The 25,008-nt window shown below is 34.2% G+C and carries 25 protein-coding genes and 2 tRNA genes; 15 read left to right on the top strand and 12 right to left on the bottom strand.

Annotation, left to right across the window (positions count from 1 at the left end; genetic code table 11):
• Positions 1-295 precede the first annotated feature (295 nt).
• Genes purT through FN795_RS10065 form a run of 3 tightly spaced genes read left to right on the top strand, consistent with a single transcriptional unit; the run spans position 296 to position 2,354 of the window.
• The gene (purT, locus tag FN795_RS10075; RefSeq protein ID WP_142450475.1) at positions 296-1,456 is read left to right on the top strand and encodes a formate-dependent phosphoribosylglycinamide formyltransferase; all 1,161 of its coding nucleotides are present in this window, start codon (positions 296-298) and stop codon (positions 1,454-1,456) included.
• Between the two features lie 2 nt (positions 1,457-1,458).
• Positions 1,459-1,779: a DUF6370 family protein gene (locus FN795_RS10070; RefSeq protein WP_142450474.1), complete on the top strand. Its 321-nt coding sequence runs from the start codon at positions 1,459-1,461 to the stop codon at positions 1,777-1,779.
• Positions 1,779-2,354 (top strand): Crp/Fnr family transcriptional regulator, encoded by a 576-nt coding sequence (locus FN795_RS10065; RefSeq protein ID WP_142450473.1) that lies wholly within the window; start codon positions 1,779-1,781, stop codon positions 2,352-2,354. The genes FN795_RS10070 and FN795_RS10065 overlap by 1 nt, the downstream gene beginning before the upstream one ends.
• Before the next feature lie 81 nt (positions 2,355-2,435).
• Here FN795_RS10065 and aceA read toward each other — a convergent pair whose 3' ends face one another.
• Positions 2,436-3,716, bottom strand: a complete 1,281-nt coding sequence (gene aceA / locus FN795_RS10060; RefSeq protein ID WP_142450472.1) for an isocitrate lyase — start codon at positions 3,714-3,716, stop codon at positions 2,436-2,438.
• Between the two features lie 262 nt (positions 3,717-3,978).
• A complete protein-coding gene (gene aceB, locus FN795_RS10055; protein WP_142450471.1) occupies positions 3,979-5,580 on the bottom strand; it encodes a malate synthase A in 1,602 nt (533 codons plus the stop codon).
• A 207-nt stretch (positions 5,581-5,787) separates the two neighbouring features.
• Between aceB and FN795_RS10050 the strand changes: the two genes are divergently transcribed.
• The 5 genes from FN795_RS10050 (at position 5,788) to FN795_RS10030 (ending at position 9,866) form a co-directional block, all read left to right on the top strand.
• Positions 5,788-7,269: a helix-turn-helix domain-containing protein gene (locus FN795_RS10050; RefSeq protein ID WP_142450470.1), complete on the top strand. Its 1,482-nt coding sequence runs from the start codon at positions 5,788-5,790 to the stop codon at positions 7,267-7,269.
• Positions 7,270-7,275: 6 nt separating this feature from the next.
• Positions 7,276-7,635 carry a hypothetical protein gene (locus FN795_RS10045; protein WP_142450469.1) on the top strand — a complete coding sequence of 120 codons (360 nt, stop codon included), beginning with the start codon at positions 7,276-7,278 and terminating at the stop codon, positions 7,633-7,635.
• Between the two features lie 416 nt (positions 7,636-8,051).
• The gene (locus FN795_RS10040; RefSeq protein WP_142450468.1) at positions 8,052-8,768 is read left to right on the top strand and encodes a pirin family protein; all 717 of its coding nucleotides are present in this window, start codon (positions 8,052-8,054) and stop codon (positions 8,766-8,768) included.
• Between the two features lie 171 nt (positions 8,769-8,939).
• Positions 8,940-9,170, top strand: coding sequence for a (4Fe-4S)-binding protein (locus tag FN795_RS10035; protein WP_142450467.1), 231 nt, complete (start codon positions 8,940-8,942; stop codon positions 9,168-9,170).
• A 162-nt stretch (positions 9,171-9,332) separates the two neighbouring features.
• Positions 9,333-9,866, top strand: a complete 534-nt coding sequence (locus FN795_RS10030; RefSeq protein WP_133526339.1) for a YceI family protein — start codon at positions 9,333-9,335, stop codon at positions 9,864-9,866.
• Positions 9,867-9,959: 93 nt separating this feature from the next.
• Here the strand turns inward: FN795_RS10030 and FN795_RS10025 are convergent, their stop codons facing one another.
• Positions 9,960-10,823: a helix-turn-helix domain-containing protein gene (locus FN795_RS10025; RefSeq protein WP_142450466.1), complete on the bottom strand. Its 864-nt coding sequence runs from the start codon at positions 10,821-10,823 to the stop codon at positions 9,960-9,962.
• 95 nt (positions 10,824-10,918) lie between these two features.
• Between FN795_RS10025 and FN795_RS10020 the strand changes: the two genes are divergently transcribed.
• A complete protein-coding gene (locus FN795_RS10020; RefSeq protein WP_035651659.1) occupies positions 10,919-11,281 on the top strand; it encodes a DUF983 domain-containing protein in 363 nt (120 codons plus the stop codon).
• A gap of 72 nt (positions 11,282-11,353) precedes the next feature.
• The gene (gene fabD / locus FN795_RS10015; RefSeq protein ID WP_142450465.1) at positions 11,354-12,229 is read left to right on the top strand and encodes an ACP S-malonyltransferase; all 876 of its coding nucleotides are present in this window, start codon (positions 11,354-11,356) and stop codon (positions 12,227-12,229) included.
• Positions 12,230-12,318: 89 nt separating this feature from the next.
• On the opposite strand, the gene FN795_RS10010 is transcribed toward fabD, so the two are convergent.
• The 5 genes from FN795_RS10010 to FN795_RS09990 form a co-directional block, all read right to left on the bottom strand.
• Positions 12,319-12,636, bottom strand: coding sequence for a hypothetical protein (locus FN795_RS10010; protein ID WP_142450464.1), 318 nt, complete (start codon positions 12,634-12,636; stop codon positions 12,319-12,321).
• Positions 12,624-12,824, bottom strand: coding sequence for a hypothetical protein (locus FN795_RS10005; protein WP_142450463.1), 201 nt, complete (start codon positions 12,822-12,824; stop codon positions 12,624-12,626). The genes FN795_RS10010 and FN795_RS10005 overlap by 13 nt, the downstream gene beginning before the upstream one ends.
• Before the next feature lie 48 nt (positions 12,825-12,872).
• The gene (locus tag FN795_RS10000) at positions 12,873-13,781 is read right to left on the bottom strand and encodes a DMT family transporter (RefSeq protein ID WP_142450462.1); all 909 of its coding nucleotides are present in this window, start codon (positions 13,779-13,781) and stop codon (positions 12,873-12,875) included.
• Positions 13,782-13,857: 76 nt separating this feature from the next.
• A complete protein-coding gene (gene galE, locus FN795_RS09995; RefSeq protein WP_142450461.1) occupies positions 13,858-14,874 on the bottom strand; it encodes a UDP-glucose 4-epimerase GalE in 1,017 nt (338 codons plus the stop codon).
• 45 nt (positions 14,875-14,919) lie between these two features.
• Positions 14,920-16,050, bottom strand: coding sequence for a DegT/DnrJ/EryC1/StrS family aminotransferase (locus FN795_RS09990; RefSeq protein WP_142450460.1), 1,131 nt, complete (start codon positions 16,048-16,050; stop codon positions 14,920-14,922).
• A 134-nt stretch (positions 16,051-16,184) separates the two neighbouring features.
• Here FN795_RS09990 and FN795_RS09985 point away from each other — a divergent pair, with 134 nt between their 5' ends.
• Together FN795_RS09985 and FN795_RS09980 are read left to right on the top strand one after the other, a co-directional pair.
• Complete coding sequence (locus tag FN795_RS09985; protein ID WP_142450459.1) at positions 16,185-17,426, top strand: 3-deoxy-D-manno-octulosonic acid transferase; 1,242 nt, start codon at positions 16,185-16,187, stop codon at positions 17,424-17,426.
• A 340-nt stretch (positions 17,427-17,766) separates the two neighbouring features.
• A complete protein-coding gene (locus FN795_RS09980; protein WP_035651649.1) occupies positions 17,767-17,979 on the top strand; it encodes a PG1828 family lipoprotein in 213 nt (70 codons plus the stop codon).
• A gap of 129 nt (positions 17,980-18,108) precedes the next feature.
• Here FN795_RS09980 and FN795_RS09975 read toward each other — a convergent pair whose 3' ends face one another.
• From FN795_RS09975 to mutS, 4 genes are all read right to left on the bottom strand, one after another.
• Positions 18,109-18,483: a DUF1508 domain-containing protein gene (locus tag FN795_RS09975; protein WP_142450458.1), complete on the bottom strand. Its 375-nt coding sequence runs from the start codon at positions 18,481-18,483 to the stop codon at positions 18,109-18,111.
• A 137-nt stretch (positions 18,484-18,620) separates the two neighbouring features.
• A tRNA-Leu gene (locus FN795_RS09970) sits at positions 18,621-18,706 on the bottom strand.
• A 14-nt stretch (positions 18,707-18,720) separates the two neighbouring features.
• Positions 18,721-18,793 (bottom strand) — tRNA-Gly (locus tag FN795_RS09965).
• A gap of 162 nt (positions 18,794-18,955) precedes the next feature.
• Positions 18,956-21,562 carry a DNA mismatch repair protein MutS gene (mutS, locus tag FN795_RS09960; protein WP_035651646.1) on the bottom strand — a complete coding sequence of 869 codons (2,607 nt, stop codon included), beginning with the start codon at positions 21,560-21,562 and terminating at the stop codon, positions 18,956-18,958.
• A 157-nt stretch (positions 21,563-21,719) separates the two neighbouring features.
• Here mutS and FN795_RS09955 point away from each other — a divergent pair, with 157 nt between their 5' ends.
• The 3 genes from FN795_RS09955 to FN795_RS09945 all read left to right on the top strand — a co-directional run bounded on the left by FN795_RS09955 (position 21,720) and on the right by FN795_RS09945 (position 24,953).
• Complete coding sequence (locus FN795_RS09955; RefSeq protein ID WP_142450457.1) at positions 21,720-22,148, top strand: DUF1573 domain-containing protein; 429 nt, start codon at positions 21,720-21,722, stop codon at positions 22,146-22,148.
• A gap of 81 nt (positions 22,149-22,229) precedes the next feature.
• The gene (locus tag FN795_RS09950) at positions 22,230-22,772 is read left to right on the top strand and encodes an RNA methyltransferase (RefSeq protein WP_142450456.1); all 543 of its coding nucleotides are present in this window, start codon (positions 22,230-22,232) and stop codon (positions 22,770-22,772) included.
• A 105-nt stretch (positions 22,773-22,877) separates the two neighbouring features.
• A complete protein-coding gene (locus tag FN795_RS09945; RefSeq protein WP_142450455.1) occupies positions 22,878-24,953 on the top strand; it encodes an Ig-like domain-containing protein in 2,076 nt (691 codons plus the stop codon).
• Positions 24,954-25,008: the final 55 nt, after the last annotated feature.

The following is a 25,008-nucleotide window of genomic DNA, read 5'->3' as shown; positions in this document are numbered from 1 at the left end:
AATCTCCACAAGTGGCTCCACAAAGATTGGTTTATTGGAACGGAGTTACTTGCAGAGATTCCTCGTTCCTCGGAATGACAAACTATATGGTTACTTTATCTAAAAGGCAAGTTAGTTATTAAATTAAATCGCCCAAATCTCCAAAATCTGCGTGAGGAATTCTTTGCGCTCTAATTTAACTTAAAAGCAAAACCTTAGCGTTCTTCGCGTAAATCTTTGCTCCCGATAGCTATCGGGATTGCGGTTAAAAACATTTTTCCCTACTTTTACTACTCAAACAATACAACATTCCAAAATGAAAATACTACTCCTAGGTTCAGGCGAATTAGGCAAAGAATTTGTCATTGCCGCACAACGAATCGGACAAACCATAATTGCAGTTGATAGTTACGAAAATGCACCGGCAATGCAAGTTGCTCACGGTTTTGAAGTCATCAACATGCTCGATGGCGAAGCGCTTGACAAAATCGTAGCCAAACACAAACCCGATTTTATTGTTCCTGAAATAGAGGCCATTCGCACTGAACGTTTTTACGATTACGAAAAGCAAGGAATCACCGTTGTTCCTTCAGCGAAAGCGGCAAACTTTACAATGAACCGTAAAGCAATTCGCGATTTAGCAGCTAAAGAATTAGGTTTAAAAACTGCTAAATATCAATACGCAACTTCAGCCGAAGAGCTTCAAAAAGCTGTTCAGGAAGTTGGAATTCCGTGCGTCGTAAAACCTTTAATGTCTTCATCAGGAAAAGGACAATCGACTATAAAAACCGAAAGCGATATCGAAAAAGCATGGCAATATGCCGTTGCTGGCTCTCGTGGCGATGTTATTGAAGTTATTGTAGAAGCTTTTGTGAATTTTGATTCGGAAATTACGCTTTTAACGATTACTCAAAATAATAATCCAACTTTATTTTGCGCTCCAATTGGTCACAGACAAGAAAGAGGTGATTATCAGGAAAGTTGGCAACCAGCTTCGGTTTCTGAAAAAGACTTATACGAAGCGCAGGATATGGCTGAAAAAATTACCGAAGCGCTTGGCGGTGCTGGACTTTTTGGCGTTGAATTTTTCCTAACAAAAGAAGGCGTTTACTTCTCTGAACTTTCTCCGCGTCCGCATGATACTGGAATGGTAACTTTAGCTGGAACGCAGAATTTCAACGAATTCGAATTGCATTTACGAGCCATTTTAAGTCTTCCTATTTTTGAAATTACTTTAGAAAAAGCCGGAGCAAGTGCCGTAATTTTAGCGTCAGAAGATTCTACAAATCCAACTTTTACCGGAATCGAAAAAGTAGCAGCTTTACCAAAAACCGATTTTAGGATTTTTGGAAAACCAACTTCAAGACCCTATCGCCGAATGGGTGTTGTTTTAAGCCATGATACACTTTCAACTCCAATTAATGAAGTAACCGAACGCGCCAAAGAAACCGCAAAATTAATAACTGTAAATTCTTAACTATGAAAAATATACTTTTAGCGACTTTCCTTTTTATTGGAATCGCAGTGCAGGCACAAGACAAAAAGAAATTTGACAAACCAACAGTGGTTGAAGCTTCGTGCGGAGAATGTCAATTTGGAATGAAAGGTAAAAGCTGTGATCTAGCGGTTAGAATCGACGGAAAATCGTATTTTGTTGACGGAACAAAAATCGATCAGCATGGTGATGCGCACGCAAAAGATGGTTTTTGCAACGCTATCAGAAAAGCTTCTGTTACAGGTTCAATTGTAAAGGATCGTTTTGTAGCAACATCATTTACCTTAATAGAGGAGAAAAAATAATGGCATTAATCCTTGAAAATATTGCCAAACACGTTTCTCTGACAGCAGAAGAACAAAATCTTTTTTTATCAAAACTAGAAACGCATACTTATAAAGCCAAAACGGTTTTATTAAATGCCGGCGAAGTCTGTAAACATTCTTATTTCGTTAATTCAGGAATTTTAAGAAGTTTCAATATCAACGATAATATTGTTGAACATGTACTTTCATTTGCCTGCGAAGGCTGGTGGATAAGCGATATGTACAGTTATTTTTCGGAAAAACCGGGTCAGCTTTTTATTGAAGTTCTGGAAGAAGCCGAAGTTGTTTCTTTATCTAAAGAAAGCCAAGCACAATTGTATCTTGAAATTCCAAAACTTGAACGCTTTTTTAGGATTTTAATTGAGAATTCGTTAGTTGCCAATCAACAAAGATTAATGGATAACTTGAGTTTACCTGCAGAAGAACGCTTTGAAAAATTCACTAAAAAATACGGAACATTAGTACACAAAGTCCCGCAAAAACAAATTGCTTCTTTCATTGGCGTAACACCTGAATTCTTCAGTAAAATGAAAGCTAGGCTTTTGAAAAAGTAAAGTTTTCCGCCACGAATTCACGAATTTTTATCCTCAAAGATTATAAAAAAAATAATTCGTGAATTCGTAGCGAAAAAAAAATTAAAATTGCTCAACCTCAGTAGAATGTTCCATTGCCGTTATTGCTGATTTTCCTAGCATTACCGTGTTTTGAACCGCATCAAAATAAGAAGTACCAACAAAAGCCTGGTGTTTTACGGCTCTGAATCCAGTTTTTTGTAAAGCAAATTCGCGTTCCTGCAATTCAGAATATCCTGCCATTCCGCGTTCTTTATACGCTCTTGACAGTTCAAACATACTTGTATTCAAAGCATGAAATCCTGCCAAAGTGATGAATTGGAATTTATAACCCATTGCTGCTAAATCTTCTCTAAACGTTTCCATTTCGGCAACTGTTAATTTTGCCGCCCAATTAAATGACGGCGAACAATTGTACGCCAACATTTTATCTGGAAATTCTTTTTTCATTGCTGTTGCAAACTTTCTAGCGAATTCTAAATCCGGATTACTGGTTTCCATCCAAATTAAATCGGCGTAAGGCGCGTAGCTCAAACCTCTTGCAATTCCCTGTTCGATTCCGTTTTTCACATAGAAGAAACCTTCAGCCGTTTTTTCACCGGTTAAAAATTTTCTGTCTCTTGGATCTGCGTCACTCGTTAATAAATTAGCCGCTTCTGCATCTGTTCTTGCAACAATTAAAGTTGAAACCCCCATAACATCTGAGGCCAAACGCGCTGCTATTAATTTATTAATTGCTTCTTGCGTTGGAACCAAAACTTTTCCGCCCAAGTGTCCGCATTTTTTAGCAGAACTCAATTGATCTTCAAAATGAACTCCAGAAGCTCCCGCTTCAATCATCGATTTCATTAATTCGAAAGCATTTAGGTTTCCCCCAAAACCTGCTTCGGCATCAGCTACAATCGGAACTAAGTAATCTTTTTTATCTTCAATGTTATTTACGGTCTGAATTTGATCAGCGCGCAATAAAGCATTGTTGATCTTTTTTACCACTATCGGAACGCTGTTTACAGGATAAAGCGATTGGTCAGGATACATTTCACCCGCCAGATTTGCATCAGCAGCAACCTGCCAACCGCTTAAATAAATCGCTTCTAAACCTGCATCGACTTCCTGAATCGCTTGATTTCCAGTCAACGCCCCCAAACCAGCTACATAATCCTGACTTTTTAACTTTTTCCATAATTTTTGCGCTCCCATTTTAGCAATAGAGTGCTCAATGTGGTACGAACCCTGAAGCGTCACTACTTCACTCGCAGTATAAGGACGTTCAACACCTTTCCATCTCGGGTTCGTAATCCAATCGTTAATCAATTCCTGAATTCTGTCTTCTGTTGTTTTCATAAATAGTATAGTTAAAGTGGTTAGTAAAGTTTATAGTTTTCAGTCTCAGTTTTTAGTTTTTAGTTTTTAACCCAGACTCATTTTTTTCTTTGAGATTAATTTTTAAGCACATAGAAACATAGTCTTTCTTTGTGGTTAAAGGCATTTCACTTGTTTCAATGCACATAGCACTATGTGTGAAAACTAGTTTTTTCTTTTACCTTTTTTATTTAAAAATCAAAATCTATGTTTCTATGTGTTTAAATAAAACTCAACGTTTTCTTTATAAATATTTGTAACATGGAATCGTCAAGAAATCAACGAAATCAGTATTTACAACTAATCTTTCCAGTACTTTTTCAGCCAGCGGAAATTGTTGTTTTTCGTGATTTTCTTCACCTAATTCTTCTTTGATTTTTCTGAATTCATCTAAAGCCAATTCATGATAATAAGCCAAATCTAATTTTCGCCCATTATCCAAAAGCACTTTATTTTGAAGCCACTGCCACAATTGCGATCTCGAAATCTCGGCTGTTGCAGCGTCTTCCATCAAATTATGCAAAGCTGCGGCGCCTTGTCCGTTCAGCCATGAAGCCAGATATAGAACTCCAACATTGATATTTTTTCGAACGCCACTTTCAGTAATGATTCCAATTGGTGGTTCAATTAAATCAGCTTCTGTAATTTTTCGGTGTTCTCTTTTAATGTGAATCTGATTTGGAGTTGGCATTCCTTTATCAAAAATTTCTTTTGCTATTGAAACCAAATCCGGATGCGCTACCCAGGTTCCGTCGTGACCATTTCGAACTTCACGTTCTTTATCCGTTTTTACTTTTGCGAAAGCAACTGCATTGGCTTCTTCATTATTTCGAATCGGAATTTGAGCGGCCATTCCGCCAATCGCATGAATTCCTCTTTTATGACATCTTTGAATAACCAAATTAGAATACGCATTCATAAAAGGCGAAGTCATGTTTACCTGATCGCGATCTGGCACAATGAATTTTGAATTTTTTCTAAACTTTTTGATGTAAGAGAAAATATAATCCCAACGCCCGCAATTCAAGCCTACGATATGTTCTTTCAATTCGTAAATGATTTCATCTAATTGAAAACTTGCTGTAATCGTTTCAATTAAAACCGTCACTTTTATAGTTCCGCGTTTTAGTTTTAAATAATCCTCAGTAAAATCAATTACATTATTCCACCAGCGCGCTTCCAGATAATGTTCTAATTTCGGAATGTAGAAATAGGGTCCTGAATTGTTTTCTAAAAGTCGTTTATGATTATGAAAAACATATAATCCAAAATCTACCAAAGAACCCGAAACTTCATTTCCTTCAATTAAAACATGCTTTTCTGGCAAATGCAAACCTCTTGGGCGCACAATTAGCGTTGCTATTTTTTCGTTTAAATGATAGGACTTTTGTTTCACCAAATCAGTATACGTAATGGTTTTATTAACCGCATCGATTAAATTTACTTGCCCGTCCATTAAATTTTGCCAGGTTGGCGAAGTACTGTCTTCAAAATCGGCCATGAAGGTTTTTGCTCCAGAGTTTAGCGCATTGATAATCATTTTGCGATCAACTGGCCCGGTAATTTCAACTCTTCGGTCTAATAAATCTTTCGGAATTTCACCAGCCACCCAATTACCTTCTCTTACACTTTTTGTTTCTGGAATAAAAGTCGGCATGATTCCCTGATCAAAAGTGACTTGTTTTTGTTCTCTCTGCAAAAGCAATAATTTTCGTTGTGATTCGAATTTTCTATGCAATTCGGTTATAAAAACAATCGCTTCTTCTGTCCAGATTTTTGGATAACGAAGCTTCTTTTCGGCTAAAAATTCCATCGCCGTTTCGGTAATTTCTAATTGGTTTTTCATAGCTGTGGTTTTATTTTTTATTAGAAGAAAATCTCATCGTTGCATCATTGTCTATTCATTTCAGAATATCAAAATCGTAACGTTTTGATTTTTAATAATTTCTACATGACAATATTATAAAAAAGTTTTTTACAAAACAAGCGAACGTTCGCTAAATATTAAAAATAATTTTTTGGCGATTATTTTTATAATAGTTATATTTGGTTCATGGATATCGAAAAAGACTATATAAAGCTGATCTTCGGACTAAAATTGAAGCAAGTCAGAACGCAAAAAAATCTGTCGCTTTTTGGCTTAGCCAAATTGACAAATCTTTCAAAATCGTATTTAAACGAGATTGAAAAGGGAAAAAAATATCCAAAAACAGATAAAATTTTATTGCTCTGCGAACATTTGGACGTGACTTACGACCAAATGGTGTCTTTAAAACTCGACAACAACCTCGCTCCGATTGGTGAAATATTAAAATCCGGAATTTTAAAAGAGATTCCGCTAGAGCTTTTCGGAATTCAGGAAGCCGATTTAATTGATATTATTGCGAATGCTCCAGCCAAAGTCAATGCGTTTATTAGTACTATTATCGAAATTGCGCAACATTACAATTTAAGCCGTGAAAGTTTCTTTTTAGCCGCTTTACGTTCGTATCAGGAAGCGCACAGTAATTACTTTGAAGATTTAGAAGAAAAAGTAATTGCGTTTTCAAAGTCGTTTCAGATTAATTTAGATTCAAAAATTACCATAGAAGAATTAGAAGCAATTTTAAAAGAAGAATACGAATACATTATAAAGGAAATTGCATTTGCAGACCAAGAAGCCTTGGACGATCTGCGTTCGATTTATGTTCCAAAAAGCAAAACTTTATTGCTTTCTACAGAACTTGACGCTCCGCAGAAAGCTTTTATTTTAGCTAAAGAAATTGCTTATAATTATTTAAAAATCTCCGATCGTTTGCTCACTTTCAGCTGGATTAAGTTTGAAAATTTTGATCAGGTTTTGAATAATTTTTACGCTTCTTATTTTGCCGGTGCTTTATTGTTACCAAGAAAATTGGTTGTAGATAAAATCAATTCTTTTTTGGAAAATGAAAATCCGAAACCGGAAGAATTTGTTTCTTTAATAGAAAGTTTTGAAGTTTCACCTGAATCTTTTTATCAGCGATTAACGAATTTATTACCGAAAGATTTTCAGCTGAAAAACTTATTCTTTTTAAGATTATCCCATAAAATAGGTTCCGATTTTTATCAGATAAATAAAGAATTGCACATTACGCACCAACAAGAACCACATGCCAACGAAACCAACGAACATTATTGCAGAAGATGGGTTTCGGTAAAAACAATTGACGAAGCCATCAAACAAAATAAATCTCATTTTTTTGACGCACAAATATCTAGTTATGCGAATAGCGGAAACGAATATTTAGTATTTTCATCGGCCACAAAAGATCCTTTTGCAGAAAATTATATTCGCAGTATTTCAGTTGGAATCTTGATTAATCCGACAATGAAAAAGAAATTCAAATTCATTGACGGAAAACCTTTGGTGAAACGAATTGTTGGTGTAACTTGTGAGACTTGTTCAGTAAAAGATTGTTTGGAAAGAAGCGCTCCGCCGACTGTTTTGGAGAAAGAGAAACGCCATGAAAATACGGATGCAGTTGTTCAGCAGTTTATAAATCAATATAGTTAAACCATTATGAAATATTTTGCCTTATTAATAACCTTGTTTTTTATCAACTTCAACCAAAAAACGGACAAACTTACTGGTCGTTACAATTATTTGATTGAAGACGAAAATTCCTATATTCAAAAAGATAAAATTACTTTTAAGGATAGCGTTTTTGCTTTTGATAACAAGTATTTGCCAAAAGGAAAAATTTCTTATGGCAATGTAATATTATTGGATCATTTCATTAATCGAGATTTAATTATAAGTATTCCGAAAGATCAAATTGCAAAAGATACTATTGATTTTTTTATGCATGACAAGCAAAGTCCCGTTTCTAATTACCTTGATGTAGTAACTGGAAAAGGGAAATTGATTAGGATTAAATAATTTATTCCTTTCTTTTTTATCACGTATTATTTGTCATTCCGAGGAACGAGGAATCTCCTTAAGAAACTCTACAAAGATTGACGACATACTATGCGGAGCTACTTACGGAGATTCCTCGTTCCTCGGAATGACAAACTATGTGGTTACTTTTTTGAGCTAGATATAGAACGACTCATGAAAAAGATTCTTCTAGTATAGCCCCGATAGAAGTGGAAATCCTTTTATGGTGGGGTTCACCATAAAAGATTGAAACGGATAGCGGGACTAAACGTCTTTTGAAAACTATATTTCTGCTCCAGAAAAACCTTAGCATCTTAGTCACTTAGAACCTCAGAACCTTTCTTAACCTAGATTAAGTGCTTTTCCTCGACCTTGACCGTATCTTTGTACTATAAAATTAACAAAAGGACAAAATCATGGAAAATATAGTATTGCACAAAGCAGACACAAGAGGAAATGCAAATCACGGTTGGCTAAACGCTTATCATAGCTTTAGTTTTGCGAGCTGGTATAATCCGGATAGAATTCAGTTTGGAGCGCTTCGTGTTTTGAACGATGATACGATTGCGGGCGGAATGGGTTTTGGAACACATCCGCACGATAATATGGAAATCATTACGATTCCGTTAGAAGGTGATTTGGCACATAAAGATAGTATGGGAAATACTGAAATCATCAAAAATGGTGATATTCAGGTGATGAGCGCAGGGACAGGAGTTCAACACAGTGAGTTTAATCCAAATGCTGATCAACAGACTAAATTGTTGCAAATCTGGTTATTTCCAAACAAAAGAAATGTTACGCCACGTTACCAACAAATCACTTTAAATGTTGCTGACAGACATAATAAACTGTCTCAAATTTTATCTCCGAATGCTGATGATGAAGGAGTTTGGATTCACCAGGATGCTTGGTTTAATATGGGGAATTTTGATGCTGGAATTGCAACAGAATACAAAATTAAAAAAGAAGGAAACGGGGTTTACGCTTTCGTTTTGAAAGGAAATATAACCATCAACGGTCAGGAATTAAACTCTCGTGATGCGGTTGGAATTTCAGGAGTTGATGCTTTAACTATTAAAGCAAATACAGATGCTGAATTTTTATTGATGGATATTCCGATGAATTACTAATTCAAGATTACAATTAATATTTTTTTCAGAAACGATATTTAAGTTGGTTTTCAGCTTATTATCGTTTCTTTTTTTATTCTAATTTCATCAAAACTCAAAAAGAAAATGTAATTTTATTTGACGAAAATCGGTCTTAATTTACTTAAAACGAACTATTTAAAATCTTCAATTATGAATCCAAATAACCTAACTAAAGAATACACAAACGGCGAAGTAACGATTGTTTGGCAATCAGGAAAATGCATACATTCGGCCAATTGTGTAAAAAATAATCCGGATGTTTTTCATCCAAAAGAAAAACCTTGGATTTTGCCTGAAGCTTCAACTACAGATAAAATTATAGAGACAATTCATAAATGTCCTTCGGGAGCTTTGAGTTTTTATATGAATGATAAAAAATAATCCTTCGACTTCACTCAGGGCGACAATATTAAAAATGTGATAATCAAAAAATTATCACATTTTTTATTTCTTAATCTAGGTTAAGTGCGTTACGCTTACTACCACCGTAACTTTGTCCTATCAAAATGAAACAAATAAATTAATTATTTAAAAAATAAAATTATGGCAACTACAAAATGGTCAATTGACCCAACACATTCAGAAATTGGTTTTAAAGTTAAACACATGATGTTTACAAATGTTTCAGGTAAATTTGGAACTTATGACGCTACAATTACTACAGAAGGAGATGACTTCGAAAATGCAGATATCCAGTTTTCTGGCGATATCGCTTCTATCGACACTGCAAACGCAGACAGAGACGGACATTTAAGAAGTGCTGATTTCTTTGATGTTGAAAATAATCCGAAATTGACTTTCAAAGCTTCATCTTTCAAAAAAATTGATGCTGGAGACTATCAATTAACTGGAGATTTAACAATCAAAGGAATTTCAAAAGAAGTAAAATTCCCAGTAGAATATAGCGGAATCTTAACTGATCCTTGGGGAAATACAAAAGTTGGTTTAAGCATTGAAGGAAAAATCAATCGTAAAGATTGGGGTTTAAACTGGAACTCAGCTCTTGAAACTGGAGGTGTTTTAGTTGGAGAAGAAGTAAAATTAAACATTGAATTACAATTTGTAAAACAAGCTTAATACTTTAAAATAGGTTTTAATTTGGTTGGTTAAGAAGCCTGTACTTTTTTTTAGGAAGTGCGGGCTTTTTTTGTTTACCACGAATTACACTAATTATCGCACTGTATTTCGAAATTCTGTTGGTGATGTTCCCGTTTGTTTTTTGAAGAATCTGGAGAAATACGAATAATCTTCGTAGCCAACTTTGAAAGCTACTTCGTTTACAGCTAATTGTTTGTCGATTAGCATTCTTTTTATTTCCAGGATTACGCGGTCCGTGATCACTTCTGTGGCTGTTTTTTGGAGGATTTCATTGCAGATTCTATTTAAATGTTTTAGTGTGATATTTAGTTTTTCCGCATAGAATGAGGGCAGTTTTTCAGTTCTGAAATATTCCTCTAAAAGCGATTCGAACTTATTGATTTTAATGTTGTATGAATGCGTTTGATGCGAATAGGTTTCACTGTATTTTCTGGAAATTTCGATATGAATGGAATCTAATAAATTCAGCATTTTATCGAGTTGATATTTATTATTTTGATTGTTTTCCTGAATCAGCAAATCAAAACATGGAAGGATCTTCGGGATTTCTTTTTCTTCAAAAACCATTTCCGGCCGGTTATGAATCGAATGATAAAAATTATAATCATTGATGTTTTTTTGTCCGAAATATAAATTATATAATTCCTGCGAAAAGATAATTACAAAGCCTTCAATATCTTCAGATAAACTCCAATGATGCATTTGTCCAGGTTGTAGCACAAACAAACTGCCTCTTTTTATTTCGAATTGATCAAAATCAACTTCGTGTTTTCCTGAGCCTTTTGTAAAAAAAACCATTAAATAAGAATCATGACGATGCGGTTCTTCGACAAAGCTGTGACTTTTTAAATGTTCTTTAAAAGTATTCACATAAAAATCACGATGAATATCGTTACAGCTAAAATTCTGAACACTATAAACGGGGTATTTCTTCATAAAAATGTCTTTATTGTGCTATAAGTAGCGAAGATACTAAAAAGACTTTTATGCAACTCTGAATTACCTTTGTATAAATAAAAAACATCAAAGTCATGTCAAATGCATTAACTCATATTTTAAGCAACGAATGTCCGATTTGTCACAAAGGAAAAGTATTTACAGACAAAAGTATTTTTTTGACTTTTGGTCTTCCAAAAATGAATGAATATTGCAGTCATTGTAATTACAAGTTCCAAAAAGAACCTGGTTATTTCTTTGGCGCTATGTACGTAAACTACGGATTAACAGTCGCTCAGGGAATTGCAACGTATTGTATTGCACAGTTTTTCTTTGAGAAAAATTTCGATTTAAGAATCATTCCGATTATTGCTGTTGTGATTACTTTGCTCACTTCTTTTAATCTAAGATTTTCTAGGTTAGCATGGATTTACATGTTTAAGGATTATACGAAATAAAAAAGTGTTATTTTTGCCTTTCAATTGAAACTAATTTTCAATTCCAAAAAAATAAAAAAACAAATTAGACAAATGAAAGCATACGTATTTCCAGGTCAGGGCGCACAGTTTACAGGAATGGGCAAAGACTTATATGAAAACTCGGCTTTAGCCAAAGAATTATTCGAAAAAGCTAATGAAATTTTAGGTTTTAGAATTACAGATATTATGTTTGAAGGTACTGCCGAAGAACTAAAAGAAACCAAAGTTACCCAGCCAGCTGTATTTTTACACTCGGTTATTTTAGCAAAAACTTTAGGAGAAGATTTTAAGCCAGAAATGGTTGCAGGACATTCTTTAGGAGAATTTTCAGCTTTGGTTGCTAACGGAACTTTATCTTTTGAAGATGGATTAAAATTAGTTTCTCAGCGTGCTTTGGCGATGCAAAAAGCATGTGAAATCACTCCATCTACAATGGCTGCTGTTTTAGGTTTAGCTGATAATGTTGTAGAAGAAGTTTGTGCTTCTATCGACGGTGTTGTGGTTGCAGCAAATTACAACTGCCCAGGACAATTAGTTATTTCTGGTGAAACTTCAGCTGTTGAAAAAGCTTGTGAGGCAATGAAAGCTGCCGGAGCAAAACGTGCTTTAATTTTACCTGTTGGAGGTGCATTTCACTCTCCAATGATGGAACCGGCAAGAGAAGAATTAGCTGCAGCAATTGAAGCTACAACTTTCTCAACTCCTATTTGCCCAGTGTATCAAAACGTAACTGCAAATGCGGTTTCTGATGCTAATGAAATTAAAAAGAACTTAATCATCCAATTAACTGCTCCTGTAAAATGGACGCAATCTGTACAGCAAATGATCGCTGATGGCGCTACTTTGTTTACTGAAGTTGGTCCAGGAAAAGTTTTAACAGGCTTAATTAATAAAATTGACAAAGAAGCTGCTACGGCTAATGCTTAATTAGTTTTCAGTCGCAGTCTCAGTTTTCAATTATTTACTGTATAAATACAAATCCTCATAAACTTATCAAAGTATATGAGGATTTTGTTTTATAACTCTTTTGCTTCTTCGCTGTAATTATTTAGAATTCCGGTAATCAAATAATTTTGATTTCTTTTTTCAAAAAACACATACCAAGTTGTTCTGGCGTTGGGTTTATAAAAAATATATTCTGAACCTAAGTATTTAAGAGGTTTTGGAGTCTTCCTATGTGAAAAAGTAAAAATACTGAAAAAAATAAACTCGGAAATATTATTAACATACTTCTCTGCTGATTCAGGAAAACCAAAATAATCCTTTTCAAAAAGAGTAAAAACCAAATTATCAAAATAGTCTAAAACTTCTTTACTAAAAATTATTTTTTCCAAGGATAAGCTTTTATTCTCTTAGACATTTCAGCTTTAAATTCCTCAAGTGTCAATCCTTTTGAAAACTCGGCATCAAAATCAAACGTTTCTACATCTATTCCTTTGAATTTCGGTTTTTGCGTTTCGTATTCCACTCTTGGTTCTTCAACCTTATCTTTCTTTTTATTTTCTTTATCCGAATCCATCATTCCTACATTTTTAATTCTTACAAATTTACGAAATAAAATGAATCAAATTTATACAACTTTCTTTTCCTTCTTCTTATAATTTACGATAAAAACTCCAAGTATAATCAATGCTGTAGCAATAATAAAATCAATTGTAATTACTTCATCTAAAAGCAACCAACCTAAAAAAACAGCAATTATCGTATTTATATAAGCTAAAATAGAAACCTGAACCGCTGTAACATGTTTTAAAGCATAACTATAACTAAAAAAAGCAATTACTGATCCAAAAATTGACAAATACAAAGCCGCCAAAATACTTCTGGAAGTCCACGAACTGAAATCTGGATTTGGTGAAAAAATGGAAGCCAAAACCAACTGAATACAAGACGCCGTTGTAAATTGATAAAATAAATTAAGCACGATATTGTTCGATTTATTGGCGTGTGTTTTGGTATAAATTGTTCCAATAGCCCAAGCCAAAATTGCAAACCCCATGAACATCATTCCGGTTCGGTAATCAGCATCTAAAAATGATCCAAGCCCGTCTTTGAATATAAAAACAACTCCCGAAAATCCAATTAATACTCCAACAAAACCTTTAAAACTCATTTTTTGCAAGCCAACTAAAATGCTTCCAAGAAATATCAATATTGGAGATAAAGCACTTATTACAGAAGCCAATCCGCTTGGCAATGTCTTTTCTGCAATTGTGGTAAAACCATTTGCAATTACAATCATCAAAACCGAAGGAATAAGTTGCTGTTTGAAATTTCCCCAACCAATCCATTTTAATTCTTTTTTGAACAGCAAAATCGTCATCATAATTAATCCCGCCAATCCTTGACGAATTGAAGTAACAAACCAAGGCGGGATCGTTTCAACCGCAACCCTGATTCCTAAAAATGTTGTACCCCAGATAATTCCAACAGCTGCCAGAGCAAAAATCAATTTATAATCTAAACTTTGTTTCTTCATAATATCATCTAAAAAAATCCCAAACTATATTGCTATAATTTGGGATCTTAAAATTTTATAATTTTAATGTGAAGAATTATTTATTCCTCACTTTTTGTTCCCATTTCCATGCACTCGCCATTGCTTCGTCTAAACTTAGTTCAGCTTTCCATCCTAAGACATTATTTGCCTTATCAGTGTTTGCATAAGCCTCAGTAATATCACCTTCACGACGTGGCTTAATTACGTATGGCAATTTTTTGTCACTCACCTTTTCAAAACTATGAATTACTTCAAGTACAGAACTTCCTTTTCCTGTTCCTAAATTAAAAGTTTCAACTTTTGCTAAATTCTTTTTGTTCAATAAACGCTGTAAAGCAATTACGTGTGCTTTTGCCAAATCTACAACGTGAATATAATCACGAACTGCAGTTCCGTCTGGCGTTGGATAATCATCTCCAAAAACAGATAATTCCTGACGAAGTCCCACTCCCGTTTGCGTAATAAACGGAACTAGATTTTGAGGAACTCCTAATGGCAATTCTCCAATTTCTACTGATTCGTGTGCTCCAACCGGATTAAAATAACGCAATAAAATAGCACTGATATTTGTTACTTTAGCGGTATCAGTAATAATTTCTTCTCCAATTTGCTTAGTATTTCCATAAGGCGACATTGCAGTTTGCACTGGAGCATCTTCTGTAATTGGCATTTTTTCGGCTTGACCGTAAACCGTACAAGAAGAACTGAAAATAAAACTTGCCTCAGGTTTTTGCTGCAATTCCTGTAAAAGATAAATCAAACTGCTAATATTGTTTTCATAGTACAATAATGGCTGTTCAACGCTTTCCCCTACTGCTTTTGAAGCTGCAAAATGAATCACTCCTGTAACATCATTATGTTTTTTAAAAAAATCCCGAACAGACGCTTTTTCTCTTAAATCTAATTTTTCGAATAAAGGTGTTTTGCCTGTTATGGCTGCAATTCCTTTTAAAACATCTTCTGAAGAATTTGAAAGATTATCAATTATCACCACTTCGAAGCCTTCATTTTGCAATTCGACTACGGTGTGAGAACCTATAAATCCTAAACCTCCTGTTACTAATACTTTCATTATTTGGTTGTTTTTTGTTGTTTTTTGGCTTATAATTTTGATTTCTTATTTCAAGAATTCAATTACGCTGTCAGTAATAAATTTAATCTGCTCATCATCAAGCTCTGTATGCATTGGCAAAGCAATTACCTCTTTTACTAATTGATTTGTTACCGGAAATTGTTCTTCTTTATAACGAGGATCTAAATATGCTTTTTGAGAATGAAGCGGAATTGGATAATAAATTGCACAAGGAATTCCCTTATCCAATAAATACTGCATTAAAGCATTACGATCTGCATCGATAATCCTTAAAACATATTGATGAAAAACGTGATCATTTTCGTTTGCGTCAAAATCTGGCGTAATAATATGTTTGTTTCCTGCAAAAGCAGCATTATATTTTGTTGCTGCTAAACGACGTGCTTTATTATATTCATCAAGCAAAGGCAATTTTGCATTCAAAACTCCAGCCTGAATACTGTCTAAACGTGAATTCACTCCCACAACATCATGATGATAACGCTCATACATTCCGTGATTTACAATTCCTCGGATAATGTGTGCCAATTCATCATCATTTGTAAAAATTGCTCCTCCGTCTCCATAACACCCTAAGTTTTTAGAAGGAAAGAATGAAGTTGCAGCCACATGCCCGATAACTCCAACTTTAGTTTTTGCACCCGATTTAGAAATATAATCAGCTCCTATTGCTTGTGCATTATCTTCAATTACATATAAATTATGTTCAGCAGCTATTTCCATAATTGCATCCATATTTGCTGCGCGTCCAAATAAATGTACTGGAACAATTGCTTTTGTTTTTGGTGTAATCGCTTTTTTGATTGCATCAATATCAATGTTCATATTTACCATATCAACATCAACCAAAACTGGAGTTAACTGCAACAAAGCAATAACCTCAACAGTTGCGGCAAAAGTAAAATCGGCAGTGATAACCTCATCACCAGGTTTTAAACCTAACCCCATCATCGCTATTTGCAAAGCATCAGTTCCGTTTGCGCACGGAATAACATGTTTTGCACCTAAATAATCTTCAAGATTCTTTTGAAACTGATGAACCAAAGGTCCGTTTATATAAGTATTAGTATCTAAAACTTCCTGAATTGAAGCGTCAACCGTAGATTTTATTTTTTCATATTGACTCTTTAAGTCAACCATTTGTATTTTTTTCATTTTGAATAACATTTAAAATAAAGACCTGATTTTTAAACATAATCTTTAAAAGGAGCAACAAAAATAGTTATTTAATACCTGCAAACCAATGAAAATAATCGAAAGAAATGTAATTTAGCCACAAAAATAAACAGATGCTTTTTTTATATAATTTAGTTGTTTCTATTGCGGGGTTTTTTCTGAAAATCGTGGCACTTTTTAGTCCGAAAATTAAGCTTTTTACAGAAGGCCGAAAAGATGTTTTCTCCATTTTAAAAGAAAAAATCAAACCTGAGGACAAAACAATTTGGTTTCATTCCGCCTCTTTAGGCGAATATGAACAAGGCCTGCCTGTTATCGAAAAAATCAAAGAAAAACATCCATCACATAAAATTATTGTAACCTTTTTTTCACCATCTGGATACGAAGTGCGTAAAAATAACACAGTAGCAGACATCACTATTTACCTTCCATTAGATACAAAAAGCAATGCAAAAAAATTCATAAAATTAGCACATCCCGAACTTGCGTTTTTTATTAAATATGAGTTTTGGCTTAACTATTTAAAAGAATTAGAAACAAACAAAATCCCAACCTATTTGATTTCTGGTATTTTCAGAGATAATCAAATGTTTTTTAAATGGTACGGAGGTTTTTATCGAAAAGCGCTAAAAGCATTCACCTATTTTTTTGTTCAGAATGAAAAATCAAAAGAAAAAATCAAAGCTATTGGATTTCAAAATGTAATCGTATCAGGCGACACCCGTTTTGATCGTGTTGCTGCCATCTTAGAAAGAGACAATACGGTTGATTATATTGAAAAATTCAAAAATAACCAACCAATTATAGTTATAGGAAGTTCGTGGCCAAAAGATGAAACATTATTAGCTGAATATATCAATCAGGCTTCAGAAAACGTAAAATTCATTATTGCACCTCACAATATCAAAGAAGATCAGATTTCAAGCTTAAAATCTCAAATCACAAAATCAACTGTATTATTTTCCGAAAAAGACCAAGCTGGTAACTTATCAGATTACAATGTTTTTATTGTAGATACTATTGGACTGCTGACTAAAATTTACAGCTACGGAACAATTGCTTATGTTGGCGGCGGTTTTGGAAATCCCGGAATACATAATGTCTTAGAACCCGCTACATTTGGAATTCCAATTTTAATTGGACCAAATTATTCGAATTTCGCGGAAGCCGTTTTATTGGTAAAACTTGGAGGTTGTATTTCTATTGCTGATGGCAACCAATTAAAAAATCATTTTGATCGATTACTTACAGACGAAAGCTATTTAGAAGAAAAAAGCAAAATTTGCAAAACCTACATTCAAGACAATAAAGGCGCAACTGATTGCATTATGAAAATAGTTTCAGAAACGACCTAAAAGACCTCAAAACCTATTCAGCAACGTTATTATCTTAAAAAGGCTTTAAAAGAGCCTATTTTAAGCCCAACACATTAAATGCTTTTTCCCAAAAAACAAAACAAACCACTAGTAATACAAACTCAAACGTTATTTTTATTGCCGAATCAGCAACAAAAAATAATTTCTTCGAAAAATACAATAATATAATATTTTTTTACTATTTTGGCATGTTTTTTGATAACTAGAATAATCGTGAGCGATGAAAATATTTTAAAAAAAAAGTGAAAAAATATTTTACATATTAAAAAATTTATATCTTTGCCACGAATTAATAATTAACCTTTTATAATAAAGTAAGATGAAAAAAGTATTTTTAAGTTTAGCTGTTGTTGCTGTATTAACTGTTGTATCTTGTAAAAAAGCTGACGCTGCAGCTACTGAAACTGTAGATTCTACTGCTGTTGCTGTTGATTCTGCTGCTACTGTAGTTGATTCTGCTGCTGCAACTGTTGATTCTGCTGCTGCTAAAGTTGATTCTGCTGCTGCTAAAGTAGAAGAAGTAAAAAAATAATTAGAACCTAAGTTCTAAAAATTTTAAAACCATCATAGCGATGGTTTTTTTTTATGCAGAAATTTAAGCTTCTGCATAAAGCACAAAAAAAGTGTTTGCGATCGCAAACACTTTTTTTTTTATTTTACACTAATCCATTTCCTCTTCCTCAACAACCTCATCTTCAAAAATCGATTCATTTGACGAAAAATCCAAAATTTCCGATTTTGAAGCATAAGTCACAATCTCCCTAATACCTTTCTGCAAAAGCAACTCAGTACTATATTTACGACTTGTAGCAAAATGAACTTCCCCAAGCATCAATTTAAAGAAATACTTCCCTCCTGATCCTTTAAATTTCAAAAACCTAGCAAGATCAATAGACGATTTAAATTTCTCAATATCCTCCTCACACTCAAATCTTAATTCATAACTTAAACTCGTAAAAATCACTTTTCCCTTCCTTGAGGTAAACGTGAATTTATATTCATCATTAAATCGCCTGCTGATTACAAAAGCACCCATTTATAAATATTAGATTTTAGATTGTTGATTTTGGAATTCTTAGATTCTCAGAGCTTTAAAAGAGATTTACTTTGCCAATTTCTTTTAAACGAAGTTTTGCATAATAAAAAAAGCCTCTTCAAAAGAAGAGGCTTCAGTACTCAGAGCGGGACTTGAACCCGCACGAACATTGCTGTTCACTGGATTTTAAGTCCAGCGTGTCTACCAATTTCACCATCCGAGCATTATATGGTTTTGAGCGAAAAACGGGGCTCGAACCCGCGACCTCGACCTTGGCAAGGTCGCGCTCTACCAACTGAGCTATTTTCGCATTTCAAATTTTTCTTAAAGAACTTGCAACACTTGATTTGTTTCGTATTGCGAGTGCAAATTTAGGACATTTATTCAATTACACAAGCGTTTTTTAAAAAAATATTTTAGTTATTCTATAACATTCTGATAACCTAAACTTTAAACTTGAAAATTTTTATTTTTATTTTTTAACTAACATTCTTTTGATCTCATTCAGCTTCATCAGTGCTTCGACTGGCGTTATAGCATTTATATCAAGACCTAGAATTTCTTCTTTTATCTCTTCCAATAGAGGATCATCCAAATTAAAGAAACTCATCTGCATTTCATCATTAGCTGATTTTATTCCGTTTAAAGCTTCACTGGAATGATTTTTTTCCAATTTCTTTAAAAGCTTTTGCGCTTTTGAAATTACCAACTGAGGCATTCCGGCCATTTTTGCAACATGAATCCCAAAACTATGAGCACTTCCTCCTTTTACTAGTTTACGAACAAAAAGAACAGTATCTTTTAATTCTTTGACGGCCACATTAAAATTCTGAATTCTCGGAAGCGATTCTGTCATTTCGTTTAATTCATGATAATGCGTTGCAAATAATGTTTTAGCCTTTGAAGGATGTTCGTGCAAAAATTCAGCAATAGCCCAAGCAATCGAAATTCCGTCATAAGTACTGGTTCCTCTTCCAATTTCATCCAACAGAACCAAACTTCTATCTGAAATATTATTCAAAATCGAAGCCGTCTCATTCATTTCCACCATAAAAGTAGATTCGCCCATCGAAATATTATCAGAAGCCCCTACCCTTGTAAAAATCTTATCTACAATTCCCATTCTAACGCTGTCTGCCGGAACAAAACTTCCCATTTGAGCCAATAACACAATTAAAGCTGTTTGTCTCAAAATAGCCGACTTACCTGACATGTTTGGACCGGTAATCATTATGATTTGCTGGGTTTCCCTGTCCAAATAAACATCATTAGAAATATACGGCGTACCAACTGGCAATTGTTTTTCAATTACTGGATGTCTTCCTTCTTTGATTTCTAACTCAAATGTGTCATCAATTTCCGGGCAAACATATTTATTTTCTATTGCCAATTGCGTAAACGAACACAAACAATCTAGTTGCGCAACCAAATTAGCATTCATTTGAACCGGTTTGATATAAGTCGCAATCCAGGCAACTAATTGTTCAAAAAGATCTGCTTCAATTTTATAAATTCTTTCTTCGGCTCCTAAAATCTTGGTTTCGTACTCTTTTAATTCTTCTGTAATATAGCGCTCTGCGTTAACCAATGTTTGCTTACGAATCCATTCTGCAGGCACTTTATCTTTATGTGTATTTCGAACTTCAATATAATATCCAAAAACATTATTGAAAGATATTTTCAAAGAAGAAATTCCTGTACGTTCTGATTCCCTTCTTTCAATTCCTTCCAAATATTCTTTTCCAGAAGTTGATATTGCACGAAGTTCATCCAATTCTTCATTAATGCCGCTTGCAATAGCATTTCCTTTTGCAATGGCAACTGGCGCATCTTGATTTAAGGTTACTTTTATTTTCTCTCTTAATAAATCACATGCATGCAGACTGTCTCCAATAACTTTTACAGCTTCTTGCGGACTTTCAAGCGCCAACGTTTTAATTGGAATAATAGCATCTAGTGATTCTTTCAAATAAACAATTTCACGAGGCGAAACTTTTCCTGCAGCAATTTTAGAAATCAAACGCTCCAAATCTGAAATTTGCTTAATCTGATATTGAATGTTATGTAGAACCTCCGAATTGGATTTTAAATACGAAACCACATCATGACGTCCTTTTATTTTATTACTATCTTTTAAAGGAAGAGCCAGCCAACGTTTTAACAATCGCCCTCCCATTGGCGAAAGCGTTCGGTCTATTACATCTAAAAGCGTAACGGCATTTGGATTGTAGCTGTGATACAATTCTAAATTTCGAATCGTAAAACGATCCATCCAAACATATGCATCTTCTGCAATTCGCTGAATTGCCGTAATATGCTGAACACGATTATGCTGTGTCTCTGATAAATAATACAAAATTGCTCCAGAAGCAATGATTCCTTCTTTTAATTCTTCGATTCCAAATCCTTTTAAAGAATTCGTCTGAAAATGTTTTGTCAGCGTTTCTAAAGCATAATCTTCTTTATAGATCCAATCTTCTAAGTAAAAACTATGAAAATCTTCTCCAAAAGCAGCTTTAAAATCACCTTTGTTATTCTTCGGAACTAAAACTTCACTCGGATTAAAGTTCTGCAACAGCTTATCAATATATTCCGCATTTCCTTGTGCCGTCAAAAATTCTCCTGTTGAAACATCCAAAAAGGAAATTCCTATATTTTTATTAGCAAAATAAACCGATGCTAAAAAGTTGTTCGATTTAGATTGCAACACCTCATCGTTTAAAGAAACTCCCGGAGTTACTAACTCCGTAACACCTCTTTTCACGATAGTTTTTGTCATTTTTGGATCTTCAAGCTGATCGCAAATTGCTACGCGAAGGCCCGCTTTAACCAATTTTGGCAAATACGTATTAATAGAATGGTGCGGAAAACCTGCCAAAGCGGTTTCAGTATCTGAACCTGCACCTCTTTTAGTCAATGTTATTCCGAGAATTTTAGAAGCTCTAATGGCGTCTTCTCCAAATGTTTCATAAAAATCCCCTACTCTGAAAAGCAGACATGCATCAGGATATTTTCTCTTGATTTCGTTGTACTGTTTCATTAAAGGTGTTTCTTTCACCACTTTTTCTTTAGCTGCCAAATCGATATATTTTTAAATGAAAATTAAGACAGCGAATTTATAATTTTTTAACCGCATATCGAAGGCTTCAAAAATTAAAATATTTTAAGAGATTTTTAAGTTGACATTTAAGAATTTTACATAGATTTGTTCTATCATTTAAACAAAGACTATAAAAATGAAAAAAATAATTTTATTTGTTATGCTTGCTGTAGCTGGAGTTACGGCTTCTAACGCGCAATCTGCTAAAAAAGGAACTGCAAAAGTTGCTAAAGTAGAAGGAGCAGGAATGCTTTTTGAAACAGAAACTATTGACTATGGAACAATTGCTCACAATGCTGACGGGAAACGTGAATTCGTTTTTGTTAACAACGGAACAAAGCCATTGATCATTACAAACACGCAAGGTTCTTGCGGATGTACTGTTCCTACTACGCCAAAAGAGCCAATCGCACCAGGTGCTAAAGGAATTATTGGTGTAAAATATGCTACTGACAGAGTTGGACAATTTACAAAAACTGTAACTGTTACTTCTAACGCTGAAGGACAGCCAACAAAAGTACTTACAATTAAAGGTACAGTTTTGCCAGATCCAGTAAAAAGCTAATCTGAAAATAAAACAAAATAAAATAATTGAAAAAGCTTCCTTATCTTTGGAAGCTTTTTTTATGATTAGAATACAGCAAAAATGAGAAAACTTGAAAATAGCGAATTGGACCGCAAATCGATTGAAGATTTTAAAAAATCAGACAAAACACCTTTAATTTTAGTTTTGGATGACATTCGCAGCTTACATAATATTGGCTCTGTTTTTAGAACAGCCGATGCTTTTTTGATTGAAAAAATCATTTTATGCGGTATTACAGCTACTCCACCAAATAAAGAAATTCACAAAACTGCTCTTGGTGCTACAGAAACCGTAGCTTGGGAGCATCATGAAAATGTTTTGGAAGTTATACAAAATCTTAAAAAAGAAAATGTTCTAACTCTAGCTATAGAACAAGTTGAAAGTGCTATTTTTCTTCAGGATTTTAAAACAGAAAAAAATCAAAAATACGCTTTGGTTTTTGGCAATGAAGTTTATGGCGTTGCGCAAGAAGCTGTAGCTATTTGCGATGGCTGTATTGAGATTCCGCAATTAGGAACTAAACATTCTTTAAATATTGCTGTAAGTGCCGGAATTGTAGTTTGGGATTTATTTCAAAAACTGAATTGGCCAGCAAACAATTAAGAATATTTTTACTTAAAAATTGTGATTATTACCTAATTTTTAGACTTTAATTGTTAGAAATTGAAATATTTTTTTTTATTATTATAAAAGTGATACTTTTATAAAATGAAAAAAAATATTTCTCTTAATATATATATCTTATTTATTTTATTGCTGTCCAGTTCTTTTGGATTTGCTCAAGTTACGACAACTGCTCCTGTTGTTAAAGCAACCGGAGATCAGCTTTATTGTCCTCAAAATACAATAAAAATTGTAACTGATTTCTCCATTACACACGACCCTTTAGAAACAGGAACTAAAGGCGTTTTTATTCAGGTTTCATCTGGTTATTCAAGCGGCTTTGATCAGCTTGCCCTTTCAAATCCAGCTTCACATCCAAACGTAATAACAAGCTGGGATTCAACAGCAGGAAAATTAAGCATAACAAGTTCAACAGTTGGTGATGTTTTATATTCCGACTTAGTTGCTGCAGTAAAAGATGTGGTTTTCACAAATCCTTCGACTTCAGCTTCGGGAACCAGAACGTTCTCAATAACAATTGGTAATGCCAATTATTTACCATCAACGCAGCATTTTTATTTATATGTACCAAGTACTGGCATTACTTGGACTTCCGCACGAGATGCTGCTGCTGCAAGCACTTATTACGGGCTTAAAGGATATTTGGCTACCATATTATCAGCAGATGAAGCTAAACTAATTGGCGAACAAGCATCAGGAACGGGATGGATTGGCGGTAGCGATGCAGAAACCGAAGGAGTTTGGAAATGGGTAACAGGTCCTGAAGCCGGAACTCTAATGACTTATACTTTCTGGAACAATGGCGAGCCTAATAATCAAGGAGATGAAGATTATGCGCATATTACACAACCGGGAGTGGGCATAAGAGGTTCATGGAATGACTTATCAAATACGGGATCATTAACACCCGGAGATGCTTATCAACCTAAAGGGTATGTTGTTGAATATGGCGGATCTGCAGGAGAATCGCCATTAGAAATTGCAGCAAGTACTAAAATTACAATACCTGAAGCAAATGTATTGACACCAAATCCAATTTGTGATTCGGGGAGTTTTACCATAAATGCAACTGCTACGGCTGGAGCGACAATCAGCTGGTACAATCAGGCAACTGGAGGAACGGCAATTGCCACCGGAAGTTCTTATACAACACCAGTAATAAATACCACCACAACTTATTATGTAGATGCTGGTTGTGAATCCAACCGAAAATCAGTTACAGCTGTAGTGAATAAAACCCCTAATACACCAACTGTGGCTTCATCAAATGTTTCACGTTGTGGGCCAGGAAGTGTCGACCTTCAAGCAACAACTAATGTTGGCCTTATTAATTGGTATACTTCTTCAACAGGAGGAACAAGCATTTTTACAGGAAATAATTTTACAACACCAACAATTACGACATCGGCTATTTATTATGCCGAAGCATCAAATAGTGGTTGTTTAAATACCAATCGTACACCTGTAAACATTACTATTTACACACCACCGGCTGTTACGGACGAAACTGTCGTGTTATGCCAATCTAAAAAGAAAATACTTAATGCTGGAATAGCTGGTATGACATATTTGTGGTCAACGGGAGCTACAACTCAAACTATTGAGATAGGAACTGGTGGTACATATACAGTTGATGTAACAAGTCCAGCTCCTCAAAACTGTACAAGCCGCAAAACAATTATAGTTGAAGAACACGAAATTCCGCAAATAGATCGTATTGATGTTGAAGGAACCAGAGCAATAATTTATCTTAAAAAAGAGCAGCCTTATTTTGAATATTCTGTTGATGGTTCAAATTTTCAAGATTCTAATATTTTTTTCGATGTTCCAGGCGGATTGCAAACTGCTTATGTAAGAGAAAAAGGTGGTTGTGGTGCTACTGCAAAAAACTTTGTGGTTTTAGTTTTTCCAGCTTTCTTTACTCCAAACAACGATAGCTATAATGATGTCTGGGAAGTAACAGGAATGGAGAATTATCCTCAGGCACAAGTCGCCATTTTTGATCGCTATGGAAAACTATTAGCGCAATTAAGTACTTCAAGAATGAGTTGGGATGGAACTTTTAATAAAATACAACTTCCTGCATCAGATTATTGGTATGCTTTAAAAATTGATGATACGCACCCTATTTTAAGAGGTCATTTTTCATTAAAAAGATAAAATTCATTTTTTGTTGTTTCCAAAACAGTTTTCAATTAAAAAATGTAATTTTAAA

The sequence above is a fragment of the Flavobacterium resistens genome (assembly GCF_900182645.1).
GTDB classification, from domain to species: domain Bacteria; phylum Bacteroidota; class Bacteroidia; order Flavobacteriales; family Flavobacteriaceae; genus Flavobacterium; species Flavobacterium resistens.
The sequence above is the reverse complement of the archived record's forward strand: the minus strand, read 5'-3'. Positions and strand labels throughout refer to the sequence as shown.

Coding starts and splice junctions, on each gene's coding strand:
- purT (WP_142450475.1), top strand. CDS start 296: ATGAAAATACTACTCCTAGGTTCAGGCGAATTAGGCAAAGAATTTGTC.
- FN795_RS10070 (WP_142450474.1), top strand. CDS start 1,459: ATGAAAAATATACTTTTAGCGACTTTCCTTTTTATTGGAATCGCAGTG.
- FN795_RS10065 (WP_142450473.1), top strand. CDS start 1,779: ATGGCATTAATCCTTGAAAATATTGCCAAACACGTTTCTCTGACAGCA.
- aceA (WP_142450472.1), bottom strand. CDS start 3,716: ATGAAAACAACAGAAGACAGAATTCAGGAATTGATTAACGATTGGATT.
- aceB (WP_142450471.1), bottom strand. CDS start 5,580: ATGAAAAACCAATTAGAAATTACCGAAACGGCGATGGAATTTTTAGCC.
- FN795_RS10050 (WP_142450470.1), top strand. CDS start 5,788: ATGGATATCGAAAAAGACTATATAAAGCTGATCTTCGGACTAAAATTG.
- FN795_RS10045 (WP_142450469.1), top strand. CDS start 7,276: ATGAAATATTTTGCCTTATTAATAACCTTGTTTTTTATCAACTTCAAC.
- FN795_RS10040 (WP_142450468.1), top strand. CDS start 8,052: ATGGAAAATATAGTATTGCACAAAGCAGACACAAGAGGAAATGCAAAT.
- FN795_RS10035 (WP_142450467.1), top strand. CDS start 8,940: ATGAATCCAAATAACCTAACTAAAGAATACACAAACGGCGAAGTAACG.
- FN795_RS10030 (WP_133526339.1), top strand. CDS start 9,333: ATGGCAACTACAAAATGGTCAATTGACCCAACACATTCAGAAATTGGT.
- FN795_RS10025 (WP_142450466.1), bottom strand. CDS start 10,823: ATGAAGAAATACCCCGTTTATAGTGTTCAGAATTTTAGCTGTAACGAT.
- FN795_RS10020 (WP_035651659.1), top strand. CDS start 10,919: ATGTCAAATGCATTAACTCATATTTTAAGCAACGAATGTCCGATTTGT.
- fabD (WP_142450465.1), top strand. CDS start 11,354: ATGAAAGCATACGTATTTCCAGGTCAGGGCGCACAGTTTACAGGAATG.
- FN795_RS10005 (WP_142450463.1), bottom strand. CDS start 12,824: ATGATGGATTCGGATAAAGAAAATAAAAAGAAAGATAAGGTTGAAGAA.
- FN795_RS10000 (WP_142450462.1), bottom strand. CDS start 13,781: ATGAAGAAACAAAGTTTAGATTATAAATTGATTTTTGCTCTGGCAGCT.
- galE (WP_142450461.1), bottom strand. CDS start 14,874: ATGAAAGTATTAGTAACAGGAGGTTTAGGATTTATAGGTTCTCACACC.
- FN795_RS09990 (WP_142450460.1), bottom strand. CDS start 16,050: ATGAAAAAAATACAAATGGTTGACTTAAAGAGTCAATATGAAAAAATA.
- FN795_RS09985 (WP_142450459.1), top strand. CDS start 16,185: ATGCTTTTTTTATATAATTTAGTTGTTTCTATTGCGGGGTTTTTTCTG.
- FN795_RS09980 (WP_035651649.1), top strand. CDS start 17,767: ATGAAAAAAGTATTTTTAAGTTTAGCTGTTGTTGCTGTATTAACTGTT.
- FN795_RS09975 (WP_142450458.1), bottom strand. CDS start 18,483: ATGGGTGCTTTTGTAATCAGCAGGCGATTTAATGATGAATATAAATTC.
- FN795_RS09955 (WP_142450457.1), top strand. CDS start 21,720: ATGAAAAAAATAATTTTATTTGTTATGCTTGCTGTAGCTGGAGTTACG.
- FN795_RS09950 (WP_142450456.1), top strand. CDS start 22,230: ATGAGAAAACTTGAAAATAGCGAATTGGACCGCAAATCGATTGAAGAT.
- FN795_RS09945 (WP_142450455.1), top strand. CDS start 22,878: ATGAAAAAAAATATTTCTCTTAATATATATATCTTATTTATTTTATTG.